This window comes from Pseudomonas sp. MWU13-2517, from assembly GCF_023242545.1.
Classification (GTDB): domain Bacteria; phylum Pseudomonadota; class Gammaproteobacteria; order Pseudomonadales; family Pseudomonadaceae; genus Aquipseudomonas.
Genome location: NZ_JALMFA010000017.1, coordinates 1 through 21,204, shown reverse-complemented (window position 1 = coordinate 21,204; position 21,204 = coordinate 1). Strand labels below are relative to the sequence as shown.

The following is a 21,204-nucleotide window of genomic DNA, read 5'->3' as shown; positions in this document are numbered from 1 at the left end:
GTTTGCTCCCGCTGGGCTGCGCAGCAGCCCCAAAAAGCCCGAATTCAACCGCCTGGACGAACCCAATAAATGGACCTGGGCAGCTTCGCTGCCCGGCGGGAGCAAGCTCCCTCGCCACAAAGGTTTGCTCTCATAACCAAACGGCGTCCCACTACCCCGTACATTGCCACTGGCACCAAACTCAACAAAATCATCCGCCAGTAACTGCGTGGCGAGGGAGCTTGCTCCCGCTGGGCTGCGCAGCAGCCCCAAAAAGCCCGAATTCAAACTGTCTGAATGAACTCAATAAATGGACCTGGGCAGCTTCGCTGCCCGACGGGAGCAAGCTCCCTCGCCACAAAGGTTTGCTCTCATAACCAAGCGGCGTCCCACTACTCCGTACATTGCCGCTGACACCAAACTCAACGAAATCAGCCATCCCCGTTGCTCACATGAAATAAATCCTGTAATTTTTCATGAAATTATTCGACATAAATTTCATGAACCAACAAGAAGAACTTGCCACCCTGGCCGTCCTCATCCACGACCTGCGCAAGCACAAGAAACTCACCCTCGCCCAACTGGCGCAGAAAATCGAGCGCTCGGTGGGTTTCCTGTCCCAGGTCGAACGTGGCTTGTCGCGACCGACTGTGGCGGACTTGACCGCCATCAGCCACGCACTCGACGTGCCCACCACCTACTTCTACAGCCTGCCCAAACCCAAGGCGGTGGATTGGGTCACTCGCCCCAACGAGCGGCGCACGGTGTATTACGCCAACGGCATCACCGACATCCTGGTTTCGCCCAGCATGAATGGCGCCTTCTCGATGCTCGACAGCCTGTTGGCACCCGGCGCCAACAGCGGCGAACAAAGCATGAGCGACCGCGCCGAGCAGGCCGGTTTTGTGCTGGAGGGTGAGCTGACGCTGTGGGTGGAGGACGAGGCCGAGCCGGTCACCCTTGGCGTCGGTGACAGCTTCCACCTGGCCAGCTTCGCCCACTGTCGCTACGCCAACCTGACCGACCTGCCCGCCCGCGTACTGTGGGTTTACAACTAGGAGCTGCACCCGTGAAAAGCCATTCCTCGACGTTGCTGGCCGAAGTACGGACCTTCCGCCAGAACCACCCCGACGTACGTTATGTCGACCTGATCGCCCTGGACATTCCCGGGCATTTCTACGGCAAGCGCTACCCGGTCGAGATGTTGGAAAAGGTTGCCGCCGGCGGCCCCTTGAAGCTGCCGCAAAACGCCGTGCTGCTCGGGGTTCAGGGTGGGTTGTACAAGATCGGCGATTACTGCTTCAACGACGGCGACCCGGATGCCAACCGCCGCCTGGTGCCGGGCACACTCAAACCCGTCACTTGGGAAAAACAGCCATTGGGGCAGATGCTGATCACCTCGGACGGCACCGAAGCCCCCATCGAATTCGAACCCCGTGAGGTCCTGGCCAAGGTACTGGAACGCCTGCAACACAAGGGTATCCACCCGGTGGTGGCGTTCGAACTGGAGTTCTACCTGTTCGACAAGAAGCTCGACAACGGCCTGCCGCAATTTGCCCGCGACCCGCTGAGCGACGACCTCGATGACCAGCCCAACCTGCATATCGAGCGCCTGTCGCGCTTCAGCGACGTGCTGGACGACATGGCACACACCGCGAAGGACCAAGGCATCGACATCACGGTGATCACCGCCGAGCTCGGCCCCGGCCAGTTCGAGATCAACTTCGGCCATATGGACGACGGCCTGCGCGCCGCCGACTGGGCTGCCCTGTTCTGCCGCAGCACCCGTGGCGTCGCACTCAAGCACGGTTATCGCGCCAGCTTCATGGCCAAGCCGTACCTGCAATACCCCGGCAGTGGCATGCATGTGCATGTGAGCCTCTATGATGCGGCGGGCAACAACCTGCTGGCGGCGCACCAGCAACAGCCGCTACGCCATGCCGTGGCCGGTTGCCTGGAATTGCTGCCGCACTGCATGCCGATCTTCTCACCCAACCACAACGCCTTCCGCCGCCTCGGCGGCACGGTCAACGCAGCGACCCGTGCCAGCTGGGGCTTCGAAGACCGCGACGCGTGCGTGCGCATCCCCGAGTCCGACCCGCGCAACCTGCGTATCGAGCACCGTCTGGCGAGTGCCGATGCCAACCCGTATCTGGTGCTGGCAGCTATCCTCGCCGGTCTGGAACATGGCCTTGAAGCCAAGCGTGAACCTATCGCGCCGCTGAACGAAGACCGCGCCAGCGGCACCGATTTCCCCCTGGAAATGCTCGACGCCGTGCGTGCCATGCAGCATCAACCGGTCGTGCGCGATAAGCTGGGTGGCGAATTTGTCGACGTGTATTGCGAAAACAAGCGTCAGGATCACTTGGCCTTCCAGCAAGAGATCGCGGCACGGGAATATCGCTGGTTTCTCTAAACCGCCCCCCTATCACTGCATGGACTCACCGATGACCGACCAAAGCGCCCCGGCCCTCAAGGAAATCTTCAACCTCGAACGCCTGCAACACATCGCCACCGAGATGACGGCGGTGTACCCGGCCTTCGACGCCAAGGGTTTCCTCGAACATGCCAACGCGGGGCTTGCCGAGTTGTCGGTGATGCAGCGCATGGCGCGGGTCAGCGAAAGCCTGCATGCGGTCATCCCACTGGATTACCCGCACACCCTCAAGCGCCTGTATGCGCTGGCCCCGCGCTTGAACAGCGGGTTCGTCAGCCTGTTCCTGCCGCACTACGTGGCCAGTTACGGGCGCGACGACTTCAAGCGCTCCATGGCGGCGCTCAAATACTTCACGACTTTTGGCTCTTCCGAATTCGGCATCCGCCGGTTTCTGCTGGACGACTTCGAACGCACCCTGGCGGTGATGCAAACCTGGTCGCTGGATGACAACGAACACGTGCGCCGCCTGGCCAGCGAAGGTTCGCGCCCTCGCCTGCCCTGGTCCTTTCGCCTGGGGCCAGTGCAAGCCGACCCCGAGCTGTGCGCGCCGATCCTCGACAACCTCAAGGCCGACAGCAGCCTGTACGTGCGCAAGTCGGTGGCGAACCACCTCAACGACATCACCAAGGACCATCCCGACTGGGTGCTCAGCCTGCTCGAAGGCTGGTCCCTGGATAACCCGCACACCGCCTGGATCGCCCGCCACGCACTGCGCGGCTTGATCAAACAAGGTAATACCCGCGCACTGGCGATCATGGGTGCGGGCGCCAGGGCCGAGGTAAAGATTCATCACCTGAGTGTCACGCCGGCGGTGATCAGGCTGGGCGAACGCATCAACCTGTCCTTCAGCCTGGAATCCACCGCCGCCACCGCGCAAAAACTGGTGGTGGACTACGCCATCGACTATGTAAAGAGCGCCGGGCACAGCGCCGCAGCCAAGGTGTTCAAGCTCAAGACAATGACCCTCGGCGCGGGCGAACATCGCAGCCTGCACCGCGAACAACATATCCGTGAGCTGACCACACGCAAGCACTACCCCGGCAAGCACGCGGTGCATGTACTGATCAATGGCGAGAAGCTCGCCAGCGCCGAATTCGAACTGCTGAAACCCTGACATAAATCACACAAAAGGCTCTATCTCGGGCCTTTCAGCTGAATATATTGTCGAACAATCCTGGCTTTTGTTGTTGCGATCCATTATCATCCAGCGCCTTCTCACTACCCATCGGGTAGTTGTTTCAATGTGTCACCCGAGGCGCCAATGTACCGTTTGTACCGTTTTTCGTTTCACCGCCCCTTGCTTGCCCTCAGTCTGGGGCTCGTTGCCCAGTCCACTTACGCCGCATTACAACCCATGGCCGAAGCCCCGCTGGCCAGCGGCACCGAACTGCACTGCCACTTCAACCGCGACGCCAGCACCGACTGCACCACCACCTACCACTACACCATCCTCAAGCCCAACGGCCGCGAAATGCTGTCGCGCATCGATTTCGACTACTCCGAAGGCGACACCTTCGAAGTGATCAGCGCGCAATCCACCCAACCCGGTGCGAAGCCGGTAGCACTGGGTGCCGCCCAGATCGACACACGCACCGCGCCCAACCCGGACCAGGGCTTCAAGCGCGACAAGCAAACCTCCCTGGCCTTTCCCAACCTGCGCGTCGGCACCCAGATCCGCTACACCGTGCGTGAACATCATCCGGCGAAACCGCTGATGACTCAGTTTCACTACGCGCTCAAGTTCGGCCCCAGCGCAGCGCGACGCGACCGCTTCAAGGCGCGCTTTACCGCCGAGCGGCCGATCCAATGGCGCAGCGAACTGTTCGATGATTTTAAAGTGACGCCATCGGCCAACGGCAAGACCCTGGACGTGGTGCAAAAAGCCCCGGTCTACCTCAACTACATCAACGAATCCTCCAGCGCCGCACTGTTGCGTATTCCGCGCCTGGAAGTGGGCAGTGCCCTGGATCGCCAGGCCTACTTCGGCGATTTCGCCCAGCGCTACAACCAGATCCTCGACGCCAGCCTGCCTGCACAAAGTGCCGCCGCCGTGGTCGCTGCACGTGGCCTGGCACCGGCCGAGCAAGTCGCCGCGCTGATGCAGCACATCAACGACCACTACCGCTACCTGGGCGACTGGCGCGCCACCGAGCGCGGCTACGTGCCGTTCAACCTGGAGGAAATCGAGCAGCACGGTTATGGCGACTGCAAAGACTTGGCGATTCTGCTGACCGCCATGCTCAAAGCCAGTGGCATCAAGGCCGAGACGGCCTGGGTCAGCCGTGGCGATGTGGCCGAATCGTTGTTGATCCCCGGTACCCTCGCACCGAACCACGCCATTGTCCGCGCCGAAGTGAATGACCAGGTTTGGTGGCTCGACCCGACCAACCCGGTGTTCGCGCCCGGCCAGGTCATGCCGGACATCCAGGATCACTGGGTACTGGTCAACGATGCCCAGGGCCAGGTACGCGAAGAGCACATCCCACTGGAACGCCCCGAAACCACCCTGCTCCTGGATAAAAAAGTCCATCTCGACAAACAGGGCAACGGCGCGACCCAGGCCACCATCACCTTCAGCCGCCTGCCGCTGATGCAACTGAGCGTCGCCGACCGCCAGCAAGGCGCCACCGCCACCGACCAGAACATCTGCGCCAACTTCGGCAACGAGATCAGCGACTGCCACATCACTCGCGAGCCCACCGCCTTCGTCGTGCACGACGGCTACACCGTCAAGGCCACCTTGAACGACCAACGTGCCCTGGAAAAACTGGCGAACGATTACGTCTACACCGACCCATCCTTGAAAGACCGCTGGGACGGTTTCATCAACTACCGCCGCCACGGACAACAGGCTGACCTGGACCTGGGCAACCCCGAAACCCATGACTACACCATCACCCTCACGGGCGGGCAGATGGAAAAAGCCATTCCCGGATGCCAAGTGCGCTCGCCCTGGTACGACATGGACCTGAGCGGAACCCGCAAGGACGGCGAACTGCGCTATCAGTATCGCCTGAGTCAGAAAAAGCGCTGGCTGACCCATGACGAGGTTGCCAGTGAGGCGTTTGGCAAGATGATTGAGGACGCCCGGTCCTGTGCCGAGCAGGTGCATCAGGTGGTCAAGCTCTAAACCTCACTGACCCGACACCCGCAAAAATGTGGGAGGGGGAGCAAGCCCCCTTCCACACTTTTCAGTTGAACTCGCCCAACAGCAGGCTTTGCTCCTGCGCGCACAACTCCACCACGTAATCCCACAACACCCGCAACCGCACAGATTTGTGCAATTCGCGCCTTGAGCTGATCCAGTAACTGCGCTGGATACCCTCCCCCGGCAACAACGACACCAGATCCGCGTCCCCTGCCGCCATGAAGCACGGCAATACCGCGATTCCCAACCCCGAGCGCGCGGCCTGGTGCTGGGCGATCACGCTGGTGCTGTGGAATACCACTTTAGGGTTTCGGCAAAAGCTGCTGAGGAATTTCAGTTCCTGGCTGAACAACAGGTCATCCACGTAATCGATCCATGAATGGGCGGCGAGGTCTTCGCGTTTTTCGATTGGCGGATGGCGGTCCAGGTAGGCACGACTGGCGTAGAGCGCAAGGCGGTAATCGGTGAGTTTGCGGGTGACGAGTTGGTCGACGCTGGGACGTTCGAGGTGAATGCTGATTTCCGCTTCACGGTTGAGGATGCTGACGAAGCGCGGCACGGCCACCAGCTCCACTTCCAACCCCGGATACCGCTCGAATAGCCCGCCCATGCGCCCGGCAAGGAACATCACCCCCAACCCCTCCGCCACTCCCAGCCGAATCTTGCCCAGGGGCGCGGCCGAATGGGTGAGTTCGTCTTCGGCCAGCAAGGCGACGTTTTCCATGGCCTCGGCATGCTTGAGCAGCGCTTCGCCGGCGGGTGTCAGTTCGTAGCCCTGGGCGTGCTGCACGAACAACGCCGTGCCAAGGCTTTTTTCAATGGCTTCGATATGCCGGGCGACGGTGGCGTGGGTGGTTTTCAAGCGTTGCGCGGCGGTGAGCAGGCGGCCACTGCGCTGCAACTCCAGAAAATACCGCAGGTCGTTCCAGTCGAACATATCGCCTCCCTTGTGTAAGTCCGCTGCACGCTGTTTAAAAACGCACAGCAGCTGGGTAAAAACTAACATTTTTAAGACGAAAACTAACAACTAGGATGAAGCCAATAAGAAAAACAAGCGAGGCCCGAGATGCCCATTGCTACTGCTGAATACGATTACGTGATAGTCGGCGCCGGCCCGGCTGGCTGCCTGCTGGCCAATCGACTGTCGGCCAACCCGGCCCACCGCGTGCTGCTGCTCGAAGCCGGCGGTCGTGACAATTACCCCTGGATTCATATCCCCGTCGGCTACCTGTTCTGCATCGGCAACCCACGCACCGACTGGTGCTTCAAAACCGAAGCCCAGGAGGGCCTGCAAGGCCGTGCGCTGAGCTACCCGCGCGGCAAGGTGCTGGGCGGTTGCTCATCCATCAACGGCATGATCTACATGCGCGGCCAGGCCCAGGACTACGACGGTTGGGCGGCGGCGGGCAATTCGGGTTGGGCCTGGAAGGACGTGTTGCCGCTGTTCAAGCAAAGCGAACACCACTTTGCCGGCAACTCCGAGTTTCACAGCGAAGGTGGCGAGTGGCGCGTTGAACAACAGCGTCTGCACTGGCCGATCCTGGATGCGTTCCGCGACGCGGCAGCGCAAAGTGGCATCGCGCCGATCAACGACTTCAACCAGGGCGATAACGAAGGCTGCGGCTACTTCCAGGTCAACCAGAAGGCCGGCGTACGCTGGAATGCGGCGAAGGCCTTTCTCAAGCCGATTCGTCAGCGACCCAACCTCACCGTGTTGACCGAAGTGGACGTCGACCGCGTGTTGCTGGAAAACGGCCGGGCAACTACCGTCCTCGGCCGCCAGCATGGCCTGCAGGTCAGTTGGAAGGCGCGCAAGGAGATCGTGCTGTGTGCCGGCTCCGTGGGCTCCCCGGGCATTCTGCAGCGTTCGGGAATCGGTCCGTCCAACGTGCTCAAGCCATTGGGCATCAATGTGCTGCATCACCTGCCGGGCGTCGGCGGCAACCTGCAGGACCACCTGCAGTTGCGCCTGATCTACAAACTGGAAAATGCACGCACCCTGAACCAGATCGCGGGCACCCTGTGGGGCAAGATGGGCATGGGCCTGCGCTACCTGTATGACCGCAGCGGCCCGTTATCGATGGCGCCCAGCCAGCTCGGCGCGTTTGCCCGCTCCGGCCCGGAACAGACCTCGGCCAACCTCGAATACCATGTGCAACCGCTGTCCCTGGAGCGTTTCGGCGAACCGCTGCATGGGTTCCCGGCGTTTACCGCATCGGTCTGCGACCTGCGTCCGCAAAGCCGTGGCAGCGTCGATATTCGCTCGGCCAACCCGGCAGATGCGCCATTGATCCGGCCCAACTACCTCAGCCATCCGCAAGACCTGCGGGTGGCCGCCGACGCTATTCGCCTGACCCGGCGGATCGTTGCCGCGCCGGCGCTGAGCCAGTTCAAACCGGTGGAATACTTGCCCGGTGATGCGCTGCAAACCGAAGAACAACTGCACGAAGCCGCCGCGCGCATCGGCACCACGATCTTCCATCCGGTGGGCACCTGCCGCATGGGCGATGACAAGGACGCGGTGGTCGACGCGCAACTGCGCGTACATGGCGTACCCGGCCTGCGCATCGCCGATGCCTCGATCATGCCGCGCATCACATCCGGCAACACCTGCTCACCTACCTTGATGATCGCTGAGAAAGCTGCGCAGCTCATCTTGTCGCCGAATACTGTAGAAGCGAGCTTGCTCACGAAGAACCTCAACGAAAACGCAGCACATCCGGCTTAACCTGGTGCTCCCGGTTTTTTCGCGAGCAAACCCGCACCTACGGATAAATGAAGCAATAGCGGCGCCGCCCCCGGCGCCGACAGTGGAACAACAATAAATAATCACTGTGAGGGCTACCCGATGTCAGAACATGCTCAACCCCTGGGCTCGGCAATCAACGCGAGCACCAGCAACGACTCGAAGAAAGTCATCTTTGCCTCATCCCTCGGGACGGTGTTCGAGTGGTATGACTTTTTTCTCTACGGCGCCCTGGCGGCAGTGATCAGCAAGCAGTTCTTTGCGGGGGTCAACGACACCACCGCGTTTATCTTCGCCTTGATGGCCTTTGCAGCAGGCTTTGTAGTGCGGCCGTTCGGCGCGCTGGTATTCGGCCGTCTGGGAGACATGATCGGGCGCAAATACACCTTTCTGGTCACCATCATCCTGATGGGCGTGGCGACCTTCTGTGTCGGGTTGCTGCCGAACTACGCCAGTATCGGCATCGCCGCGCCGATCATCCTGATTGTGCTGCGCATGCTGCAGGGCCTGGCGCTGGGCGGCGAATACGGCGGCGCGGCCACCTACGTGGCTGAACATGCTCCCACCGGCAAACGCGGTTTGCACACCAGCTGGATTCAATCCACCGCCACCATTGGCCTGCTGCTCTCACTGCTGGTGGTGCTGGCCTGCCGTTACTTCACCGGCGACCAGTTCGAGGTGTGGGGCTGGCGTATACCGTTCCTGTTCTCCATCGTGCTGCTGGGCATTTCCACCTGGATCCGCATGAGCCTGCACGAGTCGCCCGCGTTCCTGAAAATGAAAGAAGAAGGCAAGGCCAGCAAATCGCCGATCCGGGAATCCTTCGGCAAATGGGAAAACCTCAAGGTGGTGTTGATCGCTCTGTTCAGCATCAACGGTGGGCAAGCGGTGACCTTCTACGCGGCACAATTCTACGTGCTGTTTTTCCTCACCCAATTCCTGAAGATGGACCCGGCCCTGGCCAACATGCTGCTGATCATCAGCGTGGTGATTGGCGCGCCGTTCTTCATTCTGTTTGGCTGGCTGTCGGACAAGCTGGGCCGCAAGCCGGTATTGATGCTCGGCCTGTTGCTGGCGACCGTGTTGTACTTTCCGATCTTCAAGGGCCTGGCCCATTACACCAACCCGGCGATGGACCAGGCCAGCCGCCAGGCCCCCATCACCGTGCTGGCTGATCCTGCCACCTGCACCTTCCAGTTCGACCCGGTGGGCAAGGCGCGTTTTGACAGCCCGTGCGACAAGGTCAAGACCTTCCTGGTCAAACAAGGCCTGCCGTACAGCAGCGCCGCCGCCCCGGCGGGCAGCCCGGTGCAAGTCAGCGTGGGCGATGTGCGCATCGACGGTTTCGACGAAGCCGCCCTGCGTGGCGCGGTGACATTGGCCGGGTACCCGACTTCGGCGGACGTGGCCCAGGTCAACAAGGTGATGGTGGTGGTGCTGATCGTAGCGCTGATCCTGATTGCCGCCATGTGCTACGGCCCGCTCGCGGCGTTGATGGTGGAGCTGTTCCCGACGCGTATCCGCTATACCTCGATGTCGCTGCCTTACCATATCGGTAACGGCTGGTTTGGCGGGTTCCTGCCAACCGTATCGTTTGCGTTGGTGGTGTACACCGGCGATATCTTCTACGGCCTGTGGTACCCGGTGGTGGTGACCGGGGTGAGCTTGATCGTGGGCTTGTTCTGCCTCAAGGAAACGCGGCATGTGGATATCGATAACAACTGAATGAGCGTCAAGGAGCAAGCTGCAAGCGGCAAGTAAAAGCCCATTGGCTCTTTCTTGCAGCTTGCAGCTGGAAACTTAAAGCTGTACATCCATACAGATAATGGTTGATCAAATTCCTCCGACTGCGCATCCTGCAAGGCATCAACCCGATCTGATGTGATGACCATGCGGCTGTACCTCTGTGAAAAACCCTCCCAGGCCAAAGATATCGCGGCTGTGCTCGGCGCCGGCCGGCGCGGCGACGGGTGCTGGCTGGGCAATGGGGTCACAGTCACCTGGTGCATCGGCCACCTGCTGGAAACCGCCCCGCCCGATGCCTACGACACCCGATACAAGCGCTGGGTACTGACCGACCTGCCGATTGTCCCGGAAAAATGGAAGATGCTGGTCAAACCCAAGACCGCCAGTCAGTTCAAGGCGGTCAAGCGCTTGCTGGGGGAAGCCCAGGAGTTGGTGATCGCCACCGATGCCGACCGCGAGGGCGAAATGATCGCCCGTGAACTGGTAGAGCATTGCCGCTATCGCGGGCCAATCCAGCGTTTGTGGTTATCGGCGCTGGATGACGCCTCCATCCGCAAGGCCCTGGCTGCGCTCAAGCCCGGTGCTGAAACCTTCAGCCTGTATCACTCGGCCCTCGGCCGTTCACGCGCCGACTGGCTGATCGGTATGAACATGAGCCGCTTGTTCACCCTGCTTGGGCGCCAGTCCGGTTATCAGGGCGTATTGCCCGTCGGCCGGGTACAAACGCCGACCTTGCGCCTGGTGGTGGACCGCGACCGCAGCATCGCCGACTTCGTGTCGGTGGCCTACTGGGCCATCGATGTCGACCTGCGCCACGAGCGCATGACCTTCACTGCCCAATGGCGTGCGGCCGAAGATGCCTGCGACGACCAAGGGCGTTGCCTCAACCCACAACTGGCGCGGGAGGCGGCCGACGCCATGAGCAATGCCGGCACCGCGCGACTGATGCAGCTGCGTACCGAACGCATGCGCGAAGTGGCGCCCCTGCCCTTCGATCTGGGCACCCTGCAGGAGATCTGTTCGAAGAAGCTCGGCCTCGGTGCCCAGGAAACCCTGGATATCGCCCAGTCGCTTTACGAAACCCACAAGGTCATCACCTACCCGCGCAGTGATTGCGGCTACTTGCCGTTGAGCCAGCACCGTGAAGCACCGGGTATTCTTGCGGCACTGGGGCGTGCGGATGCGACGGTGAATGAACTGATGCCTCATATCGACCCCCAACGCCGCTCCCGCGCGTGGAACGACGCCAAGGTCAGCGCGCACCACGGCATCATTCCCACCGGGGCCGGCAAGGATGTCACGCAACTGACCGGCAAACACCGCGCCGTTTACACCCTGATTCGCGCACGTTACTTGGCGCAGTTCCTGCCCAACCACGAGTACGATCGCACCCAGGCGGATTTTGACTGTGCGGGCCAGGCGTTACGCGCAGTCGGTAAAGTCATCATTGAGCCGGGCTGGAAACGCGCCTTGCCCGAAGCCCTGGCGCCCGCCAAAGGCCGAGAGGCGCCGGCCCCGCAAGCCTTGCCGACACTGGCGCAAGGTCAGGACTACAGCGTCGCCAAGGTCAACCTGAAAGACCTGTGGACCCAGCCACCCAAGCCCTTCACCGAAGGCGACCTGATCAAGGCGATGAAAAACGTCGCCAAACTGGTGGAAGACCCACTGCTCAAGCAAAAGCTCAAGGACACCACCGGTATCGGCACAGAGGCCACTCGCGCCGGGATTATCCAGGGGTTGTTGGACCGTGGTTATCTGGTGAAAAACGGCAAGGCGCTCTCTGCCACCCCGGCAGCATTCAGCCTGATCGATGCAGTGCCACGCGCCATCGCCGACCCCGGCACTACCGCAATTTGGGAACAGGCGCTGGACATGGTGCAAAGCGGGGAAATGAGCCTGGAAGAATTCGTCGCCAAACAGGCAGCCTGGATGAGCAAACAAGTGGCCCGCTGTAACGGCATGCGCATGACCATTACCGGCCCGGCAAGCCCTGCCGGCAAAAACGCCCCTGCGTGGAAAAAGAAACGAAAGAACGCACCACGCAAGGCGGCTACCGCCCCCAGGCGAGGGAAAAAGCCGACAAACACCGGATAACCGTTAAAAAAAACCGGCAAATGACGTTTTTCGACAGGTTTAACGCCGCTTTGCACCTTGCGGCACGGTGGCGCGTCTAGGATTCTTTAGGAGGACCCTGACTTACTAACAACAACACCGGAGTGGCCGCCATGAAAACCGTTGCACAAGTGCTTAAAGCCAAGGACCAGAAAAACCAGGACGTCCATACCATCCAATGGGACCACACCGTATTTGAAGCACTGGTCCGGATGTCGGAGAAAAACGTCGGGGCCTTGCCGGTCGTCAAGGAAGGCGTAGTGGTAGGGATCATCAGCGAACGGGATTACGCACGCAAAATCATGCTCAAGGGCCTGTCGTCGGTCACTACAAAAGTCCATGAGGTGATGAGTTCTCCGGTGATAACCGTCGACACCCATAAAAAGGTCGATGAGTGCATGAACATCATGACCGACAGCCACCTTCGGCACCTGCCCGTGGTCGAGGACGGTCAACTGCTGGGCCTGCTGTCCATCGGGGACCTGGTAAAGGAAGCCATCGCCGACCAGGCTGATCTGATCAAGCAACTGGAGCAATACATCCGCGGAGAATAGGGGGCCCCCATGCTGGACACGCTGGAACATCAAGAAGACCACCTCGACACCCTGCACCGGGCCATGGCCGAACGGCGCTTTCTGGTACTGACCGGTGCGGGAATCAGTACGTCGTCGGGCATTCCCGATTATCGCGACAGTGAAGGCGTACGCCGGGGCAAGGCACCAATGATGTATCAGGAGTTCCTGGCCACCCCGCAGGCGCGGCGGCGTTATTGGGCTCGCGCCATGCTGGGCTGGCCAAGGGTGCGTATTGCTCAGCCAAACAGAGCCCACCTGGCACTGGCCGCGTTGCAGCACCGCGAACGGATCAGCGGCTTGATCACGCAAAACGTCGACGCGTTGCATGATCAGGCCGGTAGTCATGATGTGATTGAACTGCACGGCAACCTGCACAGGGTACTGTGCCTGGACTGCCAGCAACGCAGCGAGCGCGATGTGATCCAGCGGGTGATGGAACATCAGAACCCGTACCTGGCGGGTGTCGATGCCGTACAGGCGCCCGACGGCGACACGTTGCTCGATCCCGCCTTTGAAGAGCGCTTCCAAGTGCCCCACTGTCCTTATTGCGATGGCCAGCGGTTGAAACCGGACGTGGTGTTTTTTGGCGAGAATGTCGCCCAAGTCACGGCTGCCAAAGCAATGGCTGCGGTGGAGCACGCCGAGGGCTTGCTGGTGGTGGGCTCCTCGTTGATGGCCTATTCAGCATTTCGCCTGTGCAAGGCGATGGTGGAGCAAGGTAAACCGGTGATTGCCATCAACCTGGGCAAGACCCGCGCAGATGATCTTCTGCAGGTAAAGATCGAAGCGTCATGCGAGCGACTGCTGCCGCTGTTGGCCGAACGATTGACTTGATTTTGCGTTCGACCTGTCTTTCAAAAAATGACGCCCAAGTCACGTTTTACCGCATTCTCTCGCCCCTACAACGATTTTTGTAGTGCTATAAAAAAATCACTACATAATCGTTGACGTAACCTTTTTGTCCTTGCATGATCTAGACGTCTCCCGGATCGGGAGCGTTGGTAACTGTGTTTTGAACAAGCTCGTCTGACCGCCGAGCTGTTTTTTCCGGATGTGCACTGCCCACAAGGCAGATTGATGAAGCTGACCGGCCCGCAAGGTTCGGTACAAGGAGCTCAAACGCTGCTTGTCTTCGTTATGAAACCATTGCGTAGCAGTTCATCAGCAAGACTACATGCATCAGGTTCAAGACCCTGCCCGTATTCGGCAGACAGTCGCTGACGCCCGGTTTTCGGAACCGGAGACAACTAACGTGAATCAACTGATAGATCGCCAACTGGTCAAGGGGCTTACACATGAATCTGAACAACCAACCAACTATCAATGAATTGGCTGAAATGTTCGCAGCGCAGAAAGACACACTCGACGACCATATCCTGTGGGTAGGTAAATCGGGCGAAGTGAAAATCGACTGCCTGGCGCCCCACACCGAAGAAGCCGAGTTCGACCGTAATAACCGCGAACTGGCGGCGCGCCTGAAGATGTACCGCCGCGGCCAGGGTTATGTCGGCAAAAAGGCGGCCGCTGACCGCAACTTTATCGAGCAAGTATTCGACACACTTAACAATGCCTGGGCGTCATTCAAAGACAACTCGCAAGTTAAAGTGATCGACCGTTACTACTAACTGAAAAGTAGTACTCACCTCTTTATGGGAGCTGGCTGGCCAGCTCCCATACTTGTATCTGGCATGCTCAAAAAGTTGGAAACCTGCCCTTCTCCGCTTCATCCCGAAAAATATCAAACAACACTTGCGCCGCCGCCGAGAGTTCATGTCCCGGTTTGGTCAGCACGCCAATCGGCCGTTCGATCACCGGGTCACTCAAGGTGATGCAACGAGCGCCCGCCTCCTCCATCTGCCGTGCACATAACGCGGGTACGGCACTGACACCCAGCCCACTGGCAACCATCTTGCCCACCGTCGCCAACTGATGACTCTCCAAAGCCACCGGCAGCTTCATCTGCAAGGCACCAAGGTGTTCCTCCAGCATGACCCGTACCGTGGAGGGCCGTTGCAAGGTAATGAATGGTTGCTCCAGCAAGGTTTTCCAGTCGACTTCGGCACGCTCGGCCAAAGGTGACTCACCCGGCACCACTGCAACGAATCGATCGAGGTACAACGGCGTAAATGCCAACGAAGACCCTTCTGAAGGCTCGAACGCCACACCCAGTTCCACATGGCGGTCGCGGACCATCTCCAGCACCTGCTCGTTGATCAGGTCATGCACCGTCACGTTCACCTGGGGGTAACGTTCACGAAATATCTTGAGGATCGGCGGCAACAGGTTGCCTGCGAACGACGGCATCGCCGCCACCGTCACCCGACCGCGCTGCAAGGTGAAGCGCTGGCGCAGTTCATCTTCGGCGTTGTCCCAGTCGGCAATCAGTCGGCGCGCCAGAGGCAACAGCGATTCACCTTCAGGGGTCAGCGCAACGTTGCGGGTATTGCGGCTGAACAAGCGCCCGCCCAGCCCCTCCTCCAGGCCCTTGATGGTCAGGCTCAATGCCGATTGGGAAAGGTGCAGGCGCTCGCAGGCCGCAGCAAAACTCAGGCTCTGGGCCACGGCGAGGAAGGCACGCATCTGTTTTACTGTCATGAGGCGACTCCGAACGGCCAGGCAACTATGCTGTTTTTTAAATCAATCAACCTTAAAAAACAACTTAACAAATCAATGCTTCGGCGCAACACTCGGTTCATTGGCTGGCCCACAAACAATAAAAGAGGTGCGTATGGCAGGTTTCGATAAACGCGTGGCGTCCTATGAAGAAGCCCTGGCAGGCCTGGAAGACGGCATGACCGTGCTGTCCGGTGGTTTTGGCCTTTGTGGCATTCCGGAAAACCTCATCGCCGAGATCAAGCGCAAAGGTACCCGAGACCTGACCGTGGTTTCCAACAACTGCGGCGTGGATGGTTTCGGCCTGGGCGTACTGCTGGAAGAAAAGCAGATCAGCAAGGTGATCGCCTCGTACGTCGGTGAAAACGCGCTGTTCGAGAAGCAACTGCTCAGCGGCGAAATCGAAGTGGTATTGACCCCCCAGGGCACCCTGGCGGAAAAAATGCGCGCCGGCGGCGCCGGCATCCCGGCCTTCTTTACCGCAACCGGTGTCGGCACTCCGGTTGCCGAGGGCAAGGAAACCCGCGAATTCAATGGTCGCCCCTACTTGATGGAAGAGTCCATCACCGGCGACTTCGCCATCGTCAAAGGCTGGAAAGCCGACCACTTCGGTAACGTCATTTATCGTCACACCGCTCAGAACTTCAACCCGCTGGCCGCCACGGCGGGCAAGATCACCGTGGTTGAAGTCGAGGAAATCGTCGAACCGGGCGAGCTGGACCCGGCGCAGATCCACACCCCTGGCATCTACGTCGACCGGATCATCTGCGGCACCTTCGAGAAGCGCATCGAACAGCGCACCGTCCGCAAATAATCCACCTCCAGCCCAGACAATAAGAGGAAAAGAACATGGCTCTTACCCGCGAACAAATGGCTCAACGCGTCGCCCGTGAAATGCAGGACGGTTTCTACGTCAACCTCGGCATCGGCATTCCGACGCTGGTGGCCAACTACATTCCCGAAGGCATGGAAGTGATGCTGCAGTCGGAAAACGGCCTGCTGGGCATGGGCCCGTTTCCGACCGAAGACACCATCGATGCCGACATGATCAATGCCGGCAAACAGACCGTGACCGCACGTATCGGCGCCTCGATCTTCTCCTCCGCCGAGTCCTTCGCGATGATTCGTGGCGGCCACGTCGACCTCACCGTACTCGGCGCGTTTGAAGTGGACGTACACGGCAACATCGCCTCGTGGATGATCCCCGGCAAACTGGTCAAAGGCATGGGCGGTGCCATGGACCTGGTGGCCGGAGCGGAAAACATCATCGTGATCATGACCCACGCATCCAAGGACGGTGAGTCCAAGCTGCTCAGTCAATGCAGCCTGCCGCTGACCGGCGCGAACTGCATCAAGCGTGTACTGACGGACCTGGCCTACCTGGAAATCGAAAATGGCGCTTTTGTCCTCAAGGAACGCGCACCTGGCGTCAGCGTCGAGGAGATTGTGAGCAAGACCGCCGGTAAACTGATCGTCCCGGACCACGTTCCGGAAATGCATTTCCAGTGAGGACAGATTCCATGCAAGACGTCGTGATTGTTGCTGCCACCCGCACCGCCGTGGGCAGCTTCCAAGGTTCACTGGCAAGCATCCCGGCACCGGAACTCGGCGCTGCGGTGATCCGCCGCCTGCTGGAGCAGACCGGCCTGGATCCGGCCCAGGTGGATGAAGTCATCCTCGGCCAGGTACTCACCGCCGGCTCCGGCCAGAACCCGGCGCGCCAGGCCTCGATCCTGGCCGGCTTGCCCCACGCAGTGCCAAGCCTGACGTTGAACAAGGTCTGCGGCTCGGGCCTCAAGGCCCTGCACCTGGGCGCCCAGGCCATCCGTTGCGGTGACGCCGACGTGATCATCGCCGGCGGCATGGAGAACATGAGCCTGGCGCCGTATGTCTTGCCTGCCGCGCGCACCGGTTTGCGCATGGGCCACGCCAAGATGATCGATAGCATGATCACCGATGGCCTGTGGGACGCGTTCAACGACTACCACATGGGCATCACCGCCGAGAACCTGGTGGACAAGTACGGCATCAGCCGCGAGGCTCAGGACGCTTTCGCCGCCGCCTCGCAACAAAAAGCCGCCGCTGCTATCGAAGCCGGGCGCTTTGTTGATGAAATCACGCCGATCCTGATCCCCCAGCGCAAAGGCGACCCAGTGGCCTTCGCCGTGGATGAACAACCGCGGGCCGGCACCACTGCCGAATCCCTGGCCAAGCTCAAACCGGCGTTCAAGAAAGACGGCAGCGTCACTGCCGGCAACGCTTCCAGCCTCAATGACGGCGCCGCTGCGGTGCTGCTGATGAGCGCCGACAAAGCCCGCGCCCTCGGCCTGCCCGTACTGGCGCGTATTGCCAGCTATGCCAATGCGGGCGTCGACCCAGCCATCATGGGCATCGGCCCGGTCTCGGCGACACACCGCTGCCTGGATAAAGCCGGTTGGAAACTGGCCGATCTGGACCTGATCGAAGCCAACGAGGCTTTCGCTGCGCAGTCTTTGGCGGTGGGCAAAGAGCTGGAGTGGGACGCTGACAAGGTCAACGTCAACGGCGGTGCCATTGCCATCGGTCACCCGATCGGCGCGTCAGGCTGCCGTGTGCTGGTGACCCTGCTGCATGAAATGATCAAACGCGATGCCAAGAAAGGCTTGGCGACGCTGTGCATCGGTGGTGGCCAAGGCGTAGCCCTCGCCCTCGAACGCAACTGATTCAACGCGCAGTACGGAAAAGGCCCGGTTCCACGAAAAACCGGGCCTTTTCTTTTTTGCGGTCGCGTCAGAAAAATACAATCCAACTGTGGGAGAAGCTTGCTCCCGATTTCACTGGATCAGCCACCCTATATATCAACTGATCCATGCCCATCGGGAGCAAGCCCCCTCCCACGCTTTAGCTTTCAGGTTGTGGCACCGCAAACACCGCATTCGCCCGGGCCACCACCCTATCCCCCACCTGCAGGCTCACGGTGGCAAATGCCAGCTGCCGACCGCGTTTATGGTGTTCCAGTCGCACCACAATCCAATCCCCCACCCGCACCGCCCCCAAGTAATCCAATGTCATGCTCGCCGTAATCAACGGCAACGGCGGCTCGCTGGAAAACGCCATCGCATACCCCATGCCGACATCCGCCAGGGTCGCCAACACGCCGCCATGCACCGTGCCGCGCCCGTTGGCGTGGCGGTTATCCGCACGCAGACCAATTTCAAGGTGCAGCCCCTCACCCCGGCCATAGGCAGGGCCCAGCAAATCAAGCAGTGGGCTGCTGCGCGGCAGCGAAATAAAACCTTCGGGCACGGCATGAACATTCATGATGAATTCGTCCTTGGAGTGAGGTTTGAGGTGTACTCCAGGGCCGATGTGAGGGCCATCACCATCAGCCACGCATATCCCCTCTGATGCTTTGCGTTAATCCGCCAGACCCGGTTTAATCGCCGTCAATTCCCCCTCCCCCCAAGGAACTGCAATGCGCCATCTGGACGGCAAATCTCGCCCGCTTTTCATGCTGTTACTGGCCGGGCTGACCTTGGCCGGCTGTTCGCCCAAGGACCACACCCGCGCTACGGTGATCAACGGCGAACAAGGCCGGGCCGGCGCGCAACTGGCCTACGAACACGAGCTGACCCTGGCCCTGCCCGGCGCTCTGCTCGCACCGCGCATGCAAGCCACTCGCGAAGCCTGTGAAACCGCACACTTTGGTGCCTGCAATATTCTGGGCATCACCGAAGACGGCAACGGCGGCGAGATCATCCTGCGCATAGCGCCTGCCGGTGTGGAACCGCTGGTCGCGATGGCGGCTGAAGGCGGCAAACTCGGCCAGCGCATCACCACCGCCGAAGACCTGGCCGATGCGGTCAATGACGTAAAGCGTCGCCAGGCGCGCCTGCAAGCCCAGCAGCAGCGCCTTGATGAACTGGCCAAGCGCAAGGACATCACCGTCAGCGATCTGATCGCCTTGAGCAAGGAACAGGCGTCCATCGAGAATGAACTGCAGGAATTAGCCCAGCTCGCTGCCGGCCAGCAGCGTCGCCTCGATACCAACCGCGTTACCCTTAACTTCCGCTCGTCCGACGGTGCGAACCAGCAGTCGCGCTTTAGTCGGATGTTCAGCAACCTGGGCGACAACCTGGTGAACGGCACGGCTGACGCCCTGGAGCGTGCCAGCTATGTATTGCCCTTTGTGATCCTGGCGTTCCCCGTGGTGTGGCTATGGGTAGGGTTGTGGCGCCGGTTCGTCAAACGGCGCACGTGATCAACGCTTCATACAGCGCTGATATCGCTCATCCACCCGCTGGGCAAACCACGCCGTGGTCAAGTTGCGAGTGATCTTCGGGCTCTTGAGCACGATGCCCGGCAGGATCGCCCGCGGCATCGGTTTGCCCGCGGCCTTGTCGGCCAGGGCAAACACGCGTTTGTAGAGCGTGGTGTCCTCAAAATCCAACTGCTCGCCCTGCTCCAACTGGCTGCGGATACTCGGGTTGCGCATGTCCAGTTTCGACCCCAGCGAGCGCACCGCCAGCTCAGTGGTACCCGGCAGCAATGATCCGTAACGAATCAAGTCCCCATCCAACGCCAGTTCGGTGCCAGTGATACGGCTGACGGCGGCCTGGAACGCGGCGTTGCGGCTGGCATACCAACCGGCATTGAAGTCGGCAAAACGGTACAGCGGCCGGTCGTAATTCACCGGGTAGCCGAGCAGATGCGTGATGCCGAAATACATGCCGCCACGTCGGGTGAAGACTTCCCGACGAATCGAGCCATCCACCGTGTAGGGATAATCCCGCGCATGTTGCTGCGCAAATTCGATGCTCACCTGCATCGGGCCGGCGGTGTGTACCGGGTTGAAGCCGCCGAACAGGGTATTTCCCAGCGGCACCATGCTGATGAAGTCGTCGAAGATCCCGCTCAGGTCCTTCTCCGTGCGCGCGGCGCTCAGGCGCTCGGCGTAGGACTTGCCGGTGGGCGAGCGCAATTGCAGCGTGGTGCGTATCACGAACGCCGGCACGTGGACCTTGCCGGCCCTGCGCAGGATTTCATCCTGAGCGATCTTGCCCATGTTCGGCACCACAGGGTCGACCTGGTAAGTGGACTCCTGCTCGGTGATCGCCAGCACGGCACAGATATTTTCGGTGCTGGGGTAGATCTTCCGGGTGTCGAAGGCCGTGTAGATATCCTGGGCCCAACCGTTGCGGTCCGGGACCGACGCTGGCAGCAGACGCACAATCTGAGCCTTCACATCGGCCTCGCTGCGCTCCGGCTGCAGCGGGTTGCGCGTGGTGGAACAACCGGCCAGCACCAGCAAGGTGGTGAGACACAGAATCATGCGGCTTGAATACATGGGGCTTCCTTGAACGACGACGGCCGGGCATTGCGGATATCGACAGGTAAGTCTAACCGGGGTTCGCCGACTTGCTGTCCCCCCTTCGCAGCACCGTGTTCAGGGCCTTGGCGCAAGGCGCACACAAGCCGCTGAAACATCCCACGTAATAGCCGGATGAGCTCTGCATACCGCCGCCGAGATCCTCTGCAAAGTCCGTCGCCTGATCACACAGTGCGAGGGATTGCAGATGTTGTTTCTTTTTTGTGCGTTGAATGACTCGACGACCTTAGATGCTCCTTGCGTGGGAAGGAGCCGCCAATGACCCACGCCTCCCACATCACCCATATCGAACACGAGCTGGATGGCTTTCATCAGAGCCTGACGCACTACCGCCGACAGATGAGCGCCTGGTACGCGCAGGCACTGGACTCAGTCAGTCATGTCGCGGATATGCCATCGCTGCTGGGAATGGATCGGGTGTTACGGGTGGGAGACTCACAGCGCTCGGTGAGTTTTTCCGATGCGGATTTTTCTACCGTT

General features: G+C 60.4%; 19 protein-coding genes. 15 read left to right on the top strand and 4 right to left on the bottom strand.

Going from position 1 to position 21,204, the window contains the following annotated elements; genetic code table 11:
* The first annotated feature begins 479 nt into the window (after nt 1–479).
* The 4 genes from M5B97_RS22990 to M5B97_RS22975 all read left to right on the top strand — a co-directional run bounded on the left by M5B97_RS22990 (nt 480) and on the right by M5B97_RS22975 (nt 5,546).
* Nucleotides 480–1,037, top strand: coding sequence for an XRE family transcriptional regulator (locus M5B97_RS22990; RefSeq protein WP_123717726.1), 558 nt, complete (start codon nt 480–482; stop codon nt 1,035–1,037).
* 11 nt (nt 1,038–1,048) lie between these two features.
* Entirely contained in the window at nt 1,049–2,395 is a 1,347-nt protein-coding gene (locus tag M5B97_RS22985) for a glutamine synthetase family protein (protein ID WP_248732743.1), read from the top strand.
* Nucleotides 2,396–2,426: 31 nt separating this feature from the next.
* Nucleotides 2,427–3,530, top strand: coding sequence for a DNA alkylation repair protein (locus tag M5B97_RS22980; protein WP_248732742.1), 1,104 nt, complete (start codon nt 2,427–2,429; stop codon nt 3,528–3,530).
* 156 nt (nt 3,531–3,686) lie between these two features.
* A complete protein-coding gene (locus tag M5B97_RS22975; protein WP_248732783.1) occupies nt 3,687–5,546 on the top strand; it encodes a DUF3857 domain-containing transglutaminase family protein in 1,860 nt (619 codons plus the stop codon).
* 61 nt (nt 5,547–5,607) lie between these two features.
* On the opposite strand, the gene M5B97_RS22970 is transcribed toward M5B97_RS22975, so the two are convergent.
* Nucleotides 5,608–6,501 carry a LysR family transcriptional regulator gene (locus M5B97_RS22970; protein ID WP_248732741.1) on the bottom strand — a complete coding sequence of 298 codons (894 nt, stop codon included), beginning with the start codon at nt 6,499–6,501 and terminating at the stop codon, nt 5,608–5,610.
* Between the two features lie 129 nt (nt 6,502–6,630).
* Between M5B97_RS22970 and M5B97_RS22965 the strand changes: the two genes are divergently transcribed.
* From M5B97_RS22965 to M5B97_RS22940, 6 genes are all read left to right on the top strand, one after another.
* Nucleotides 6,631–8,292, top strand: a complete 1,662-nt coding sequence (locus M5B97_RS22965; RefSeq protein WP_248732740.1) for a GMC family oxidoreductase N-terminal domain-containing protein — start codon at nt 6,631–6,633, stop codon at nt 8,290–8,292.
* 120 nt (nt 8,293–8,412) lie between these two features.
* Nucleotides 8,413–10,035, top strand: a complete 1,623-nt coding sequence (locus tag M5B97_RS22960; RefSeq protein ID WP_134660692.1) for an MFS transporter — start codon at nt 8,413–8,415, stop codon at nt 10,033–10,035.
* A gap of 165 nt (nt 10,036–10,200) precedes the next feature.
* Nucleotides 10,201–12,150, top strand: coding sequence for a DNA topoisomerase III (locus M5B97_RS22955; RefSeq protein ID WP_248732739.1), 1,950 nt, complete (start codon nt 10,201–10,203; stop codon nt 12,148–12,150).
* 131 nt (nt 12,151–12,281) lie between these two features.
* A complete protein-coding gene (locus tag M5B97_RS22950; protein WP_123717719.1) occupies nt 12,282–12,722 on the top strand; it encodes a CBS domain-containing protein in 441 nt (146 codons plus the stop codon).
* A gap of 9 nt (nt 12,723–12,731) precedes the next feature.
* The gene (locus M5B97_RS22945; protein ID WP_248732738.1) at nt 12,732–13,577 is read left to right on the top strand and encodes an NAD-dependent protein deacetylase; all 846 of its coding nucleotides are present in this window, start codon (nt 12,732–12,734) and stop codon (nt 13,575–13,577) included.
* 461 nt (nt 13,578–14,038) lie between these two features.
* On the top strand, nt 14,039–14,368 hold the full coding sequence (locus M5B97_RS22940; RefSeq protein ID WP_060756451.1) for a hypothetical protein: 330 nt from the start codon (nt 14,039–14,041) through the stop codon (nt 14,366–14,368).
* Between the two features lie 67 nt (nt 14,369–14,435).
* On the opposite strand, the gene M5B97_RS22935 is transcribed toward M5B97_RS22940, so the two are convergent.
* A complete protein-coding gene (locus M5B97_RS22935; RefSeq protein WP_248732737.1) occupies nt 14,436–15,338 on the bottom strand; it encodes a LysR family transcriptional regulator in 903 nt (300 codons plus the stop codon).
* Between the two features lie 133 nt (nt 15,339–15,471).
* Here M5B97_RS22935 and M5B97_RS22930 point away from each other — a divergent pair, with 133 nt between their 5' ends.
* Genes M5B97_RS22930 through M5B97_RS22920 form a run of 3 tightly spaced genes read left to right on the top strand, consistent with a single transcriptional unit; the run spans nt 15,472 to nt 18,058 of the window.
* Nucleotides 15,472–16,170, top strand: a complete 699-nt coding sequence (locus M5B97_RS22930) for a CoA transferase subunit A (RefSeq protein WP_010211319.1) — start codon at nt 15,472–15,474, stop codon at nt 16,168–16,170.
* A 35-nt stretch (nt 16,171–16,205) separates the two neighbouring features.
* A complete protein-coding gene (locus tag M5B97_RS22925; protein ID WP_027603173.1) occupies nt 16,206–16,865 on the top strand; it encodes a CoA transferase subunit B in 660 nt (219 codons plus the stop codon).
* Nucleotides 16,866–16,876: 11 nt separating this feature from the next.
* Nucleotides 16,877–18,058, top strand: a complete 1,182-nt coding sequence (locus M5B97_RS22920; protein WP_248732736.1) for an acetyl-CoA C-acetyltransferase — start codon at nt 16,877–16,879, stop codon at nt 18,056–18,058.
* Between the two features lie 178 nt (nt 18,059–18,236).
* On the opposite strand, the gene M5B97_RS22915 is transcribed toward M5B97_RS22920, so the two are convergent.
* Complete coding sequence (locus M5B97_RS22915) at nt 18,237–18,656, bottom strand: PaaI family thioesterase (protein WP_248732735.1); 420 nt, start codon at nt 18,654–18,656, stop codon at nt 18,237–18,239.
* Between the two features lie 154 nt (nt 18,657–18,810).
* On the opposite strand from M5B97_RS22915, the gene M5B97_RS22910 reads away from it, so the two are divergent.
* Nucleotides 18,811–19,596, top strand: coding sequence for a DUF4349 domain-containing protein (locus M5B97_RS22910; protein WP_248732734.1), 786 nt, complete (start codon nt 18,811–18,813; stop codon nt 19,594–19,596).
* Here the strand turns inward: M5B97_RS22910 and M5B97_RS22905 are convergent, their stop codons facing one another.
* A complete protein-coding gene (locus M5B97_RS22905) occupies nt 19,597–20,682 on the bottom strand; it encodes a DUF1615 domain-containing protein (RefSeq protein WP_248732733.1) in 1,086 nt (361 codons plus the stop codon). It abuts the gene before it with no gap.
* Between the two features lie 300 nt (nt 20,683–20,982).
* On the opposite strand from M5B97_RS22905, the gene M5B97_RS22900 reads away from it, so the two are divergent.
* Nucleotides 20,983–21,204 (top strand): hypothetical protein (locus M5B97_RS22900; protein ID WP_248732732.1); only part of this gene is annotated, 222 nt, incomplete at its 3' end.

Coding starts and splice junctions, on each gene's coding strand:
- M5B97_RS22920 (WP_248732736.1), top strand. CDS start 16,877: ATGCAAGACGTCGTGATTGTTGCTGCCACCCGCACCGCCGTGGGCAGC.
- M5B97_RS22945 (WP_248732738.1), top strand. CDS start 12,732: ATGCTGGACACGCTGGAACATCAAGAAGACCACCTCGACACCCTGCAC.
- M5B97_RS22930 (WP_010211319.1), top strand. CDS start 15,472: ATGGCAGGTTTCGATAAACGCGTGGCGTCCTATGAAGAAGCCCTGGCA.
- M5B97_RS22955 (WP_248732739.1), top strand. CDS start 10,201: ATGCGGCTGTACCTCTGTGAAAAACCCTCCCAGGCCAAAGATATCGCG.
- M5B97_RS22960 (WP_134660692.1), top strand. CDS start 8,413: ATGTCAGAACATGCTCAACCCCTGGGCTCGGCAATCAACGCGAGCACC.
- M5B97_RS22980 (WP_248732742.1), top strand. CDS start 2,427: ATGACCGACCAAAGCGCCCCGGCCCTCAAGGAAATCTTCAACCTCGAA.
- M5B97_RS22965 (WP_248732740.1), top strand. CDS start 6,631: ATGCCCATTGCTACTGCTGAATACGATTACGTGATAGTCGGCGCCGGC.
- M5B97_RS22935 (WP_248732737.1), bottom strand. CDS start 15,338: ATGACAGTAAAACAGATGCGTGCCTTCCTCGCCGTGGCCCAGAGCCTG.
- M5B97_RS22950 (WP_123717719.1), top strand. CDS start 12,282: ATGAAAACCGTTGCACAAGTGCTTAAAGCCAAGGACCAGAAAAACCAG.
- M5B97_RS22925 (WP_027603173.1), top strand. CDS start 16,206: ATGGCTCTTACCCGCGAACAAATGGCTCAACGCGTCGCCCGTGAAATG.
- M5B97_RS22915 (WP_248732735.1), bottom strand. CDS start 18,656: ATGAATGTTCATGCCGTGCCCGAAGGTTTTATTTCGCTGCCGCGCAGC.
- M5B97_RS22970 (WP_248732741.1), bottom strand. CDS start 6,501: ATGTTCGACTGGAACGACCTGCGGTATTTTCTGGAGTTGCAGCGCAGT.
- M5B97_RS22990 (WP_123717726.1), top strand. CDS start 480: ATGAACCAACAAGAAGAACTTGCCACCCTGGCCGTCCTCATCCACGAC.
- M5B97_RS22910 (WP_248732734.1), top strand. CDS start 18,811: ATGCGCCATCTGGACGGCAAATCTCGCCCGCTTTTCATGCTGTTACTG.
- M5B97_RS22940 (WP_060756451.1), top strand. CDS start 14,039: ATGAATCTGAACAACCAACCAACTATCAATGAATTGGCTGAAATGTTC.
- M5B97_RS22905 (WP_248732733.1), bottom strand. CDS start 20,682: ATGTATTCAAGCCGCATGATTCTGTGTCTCACCACCTTGCTGGTGCTG.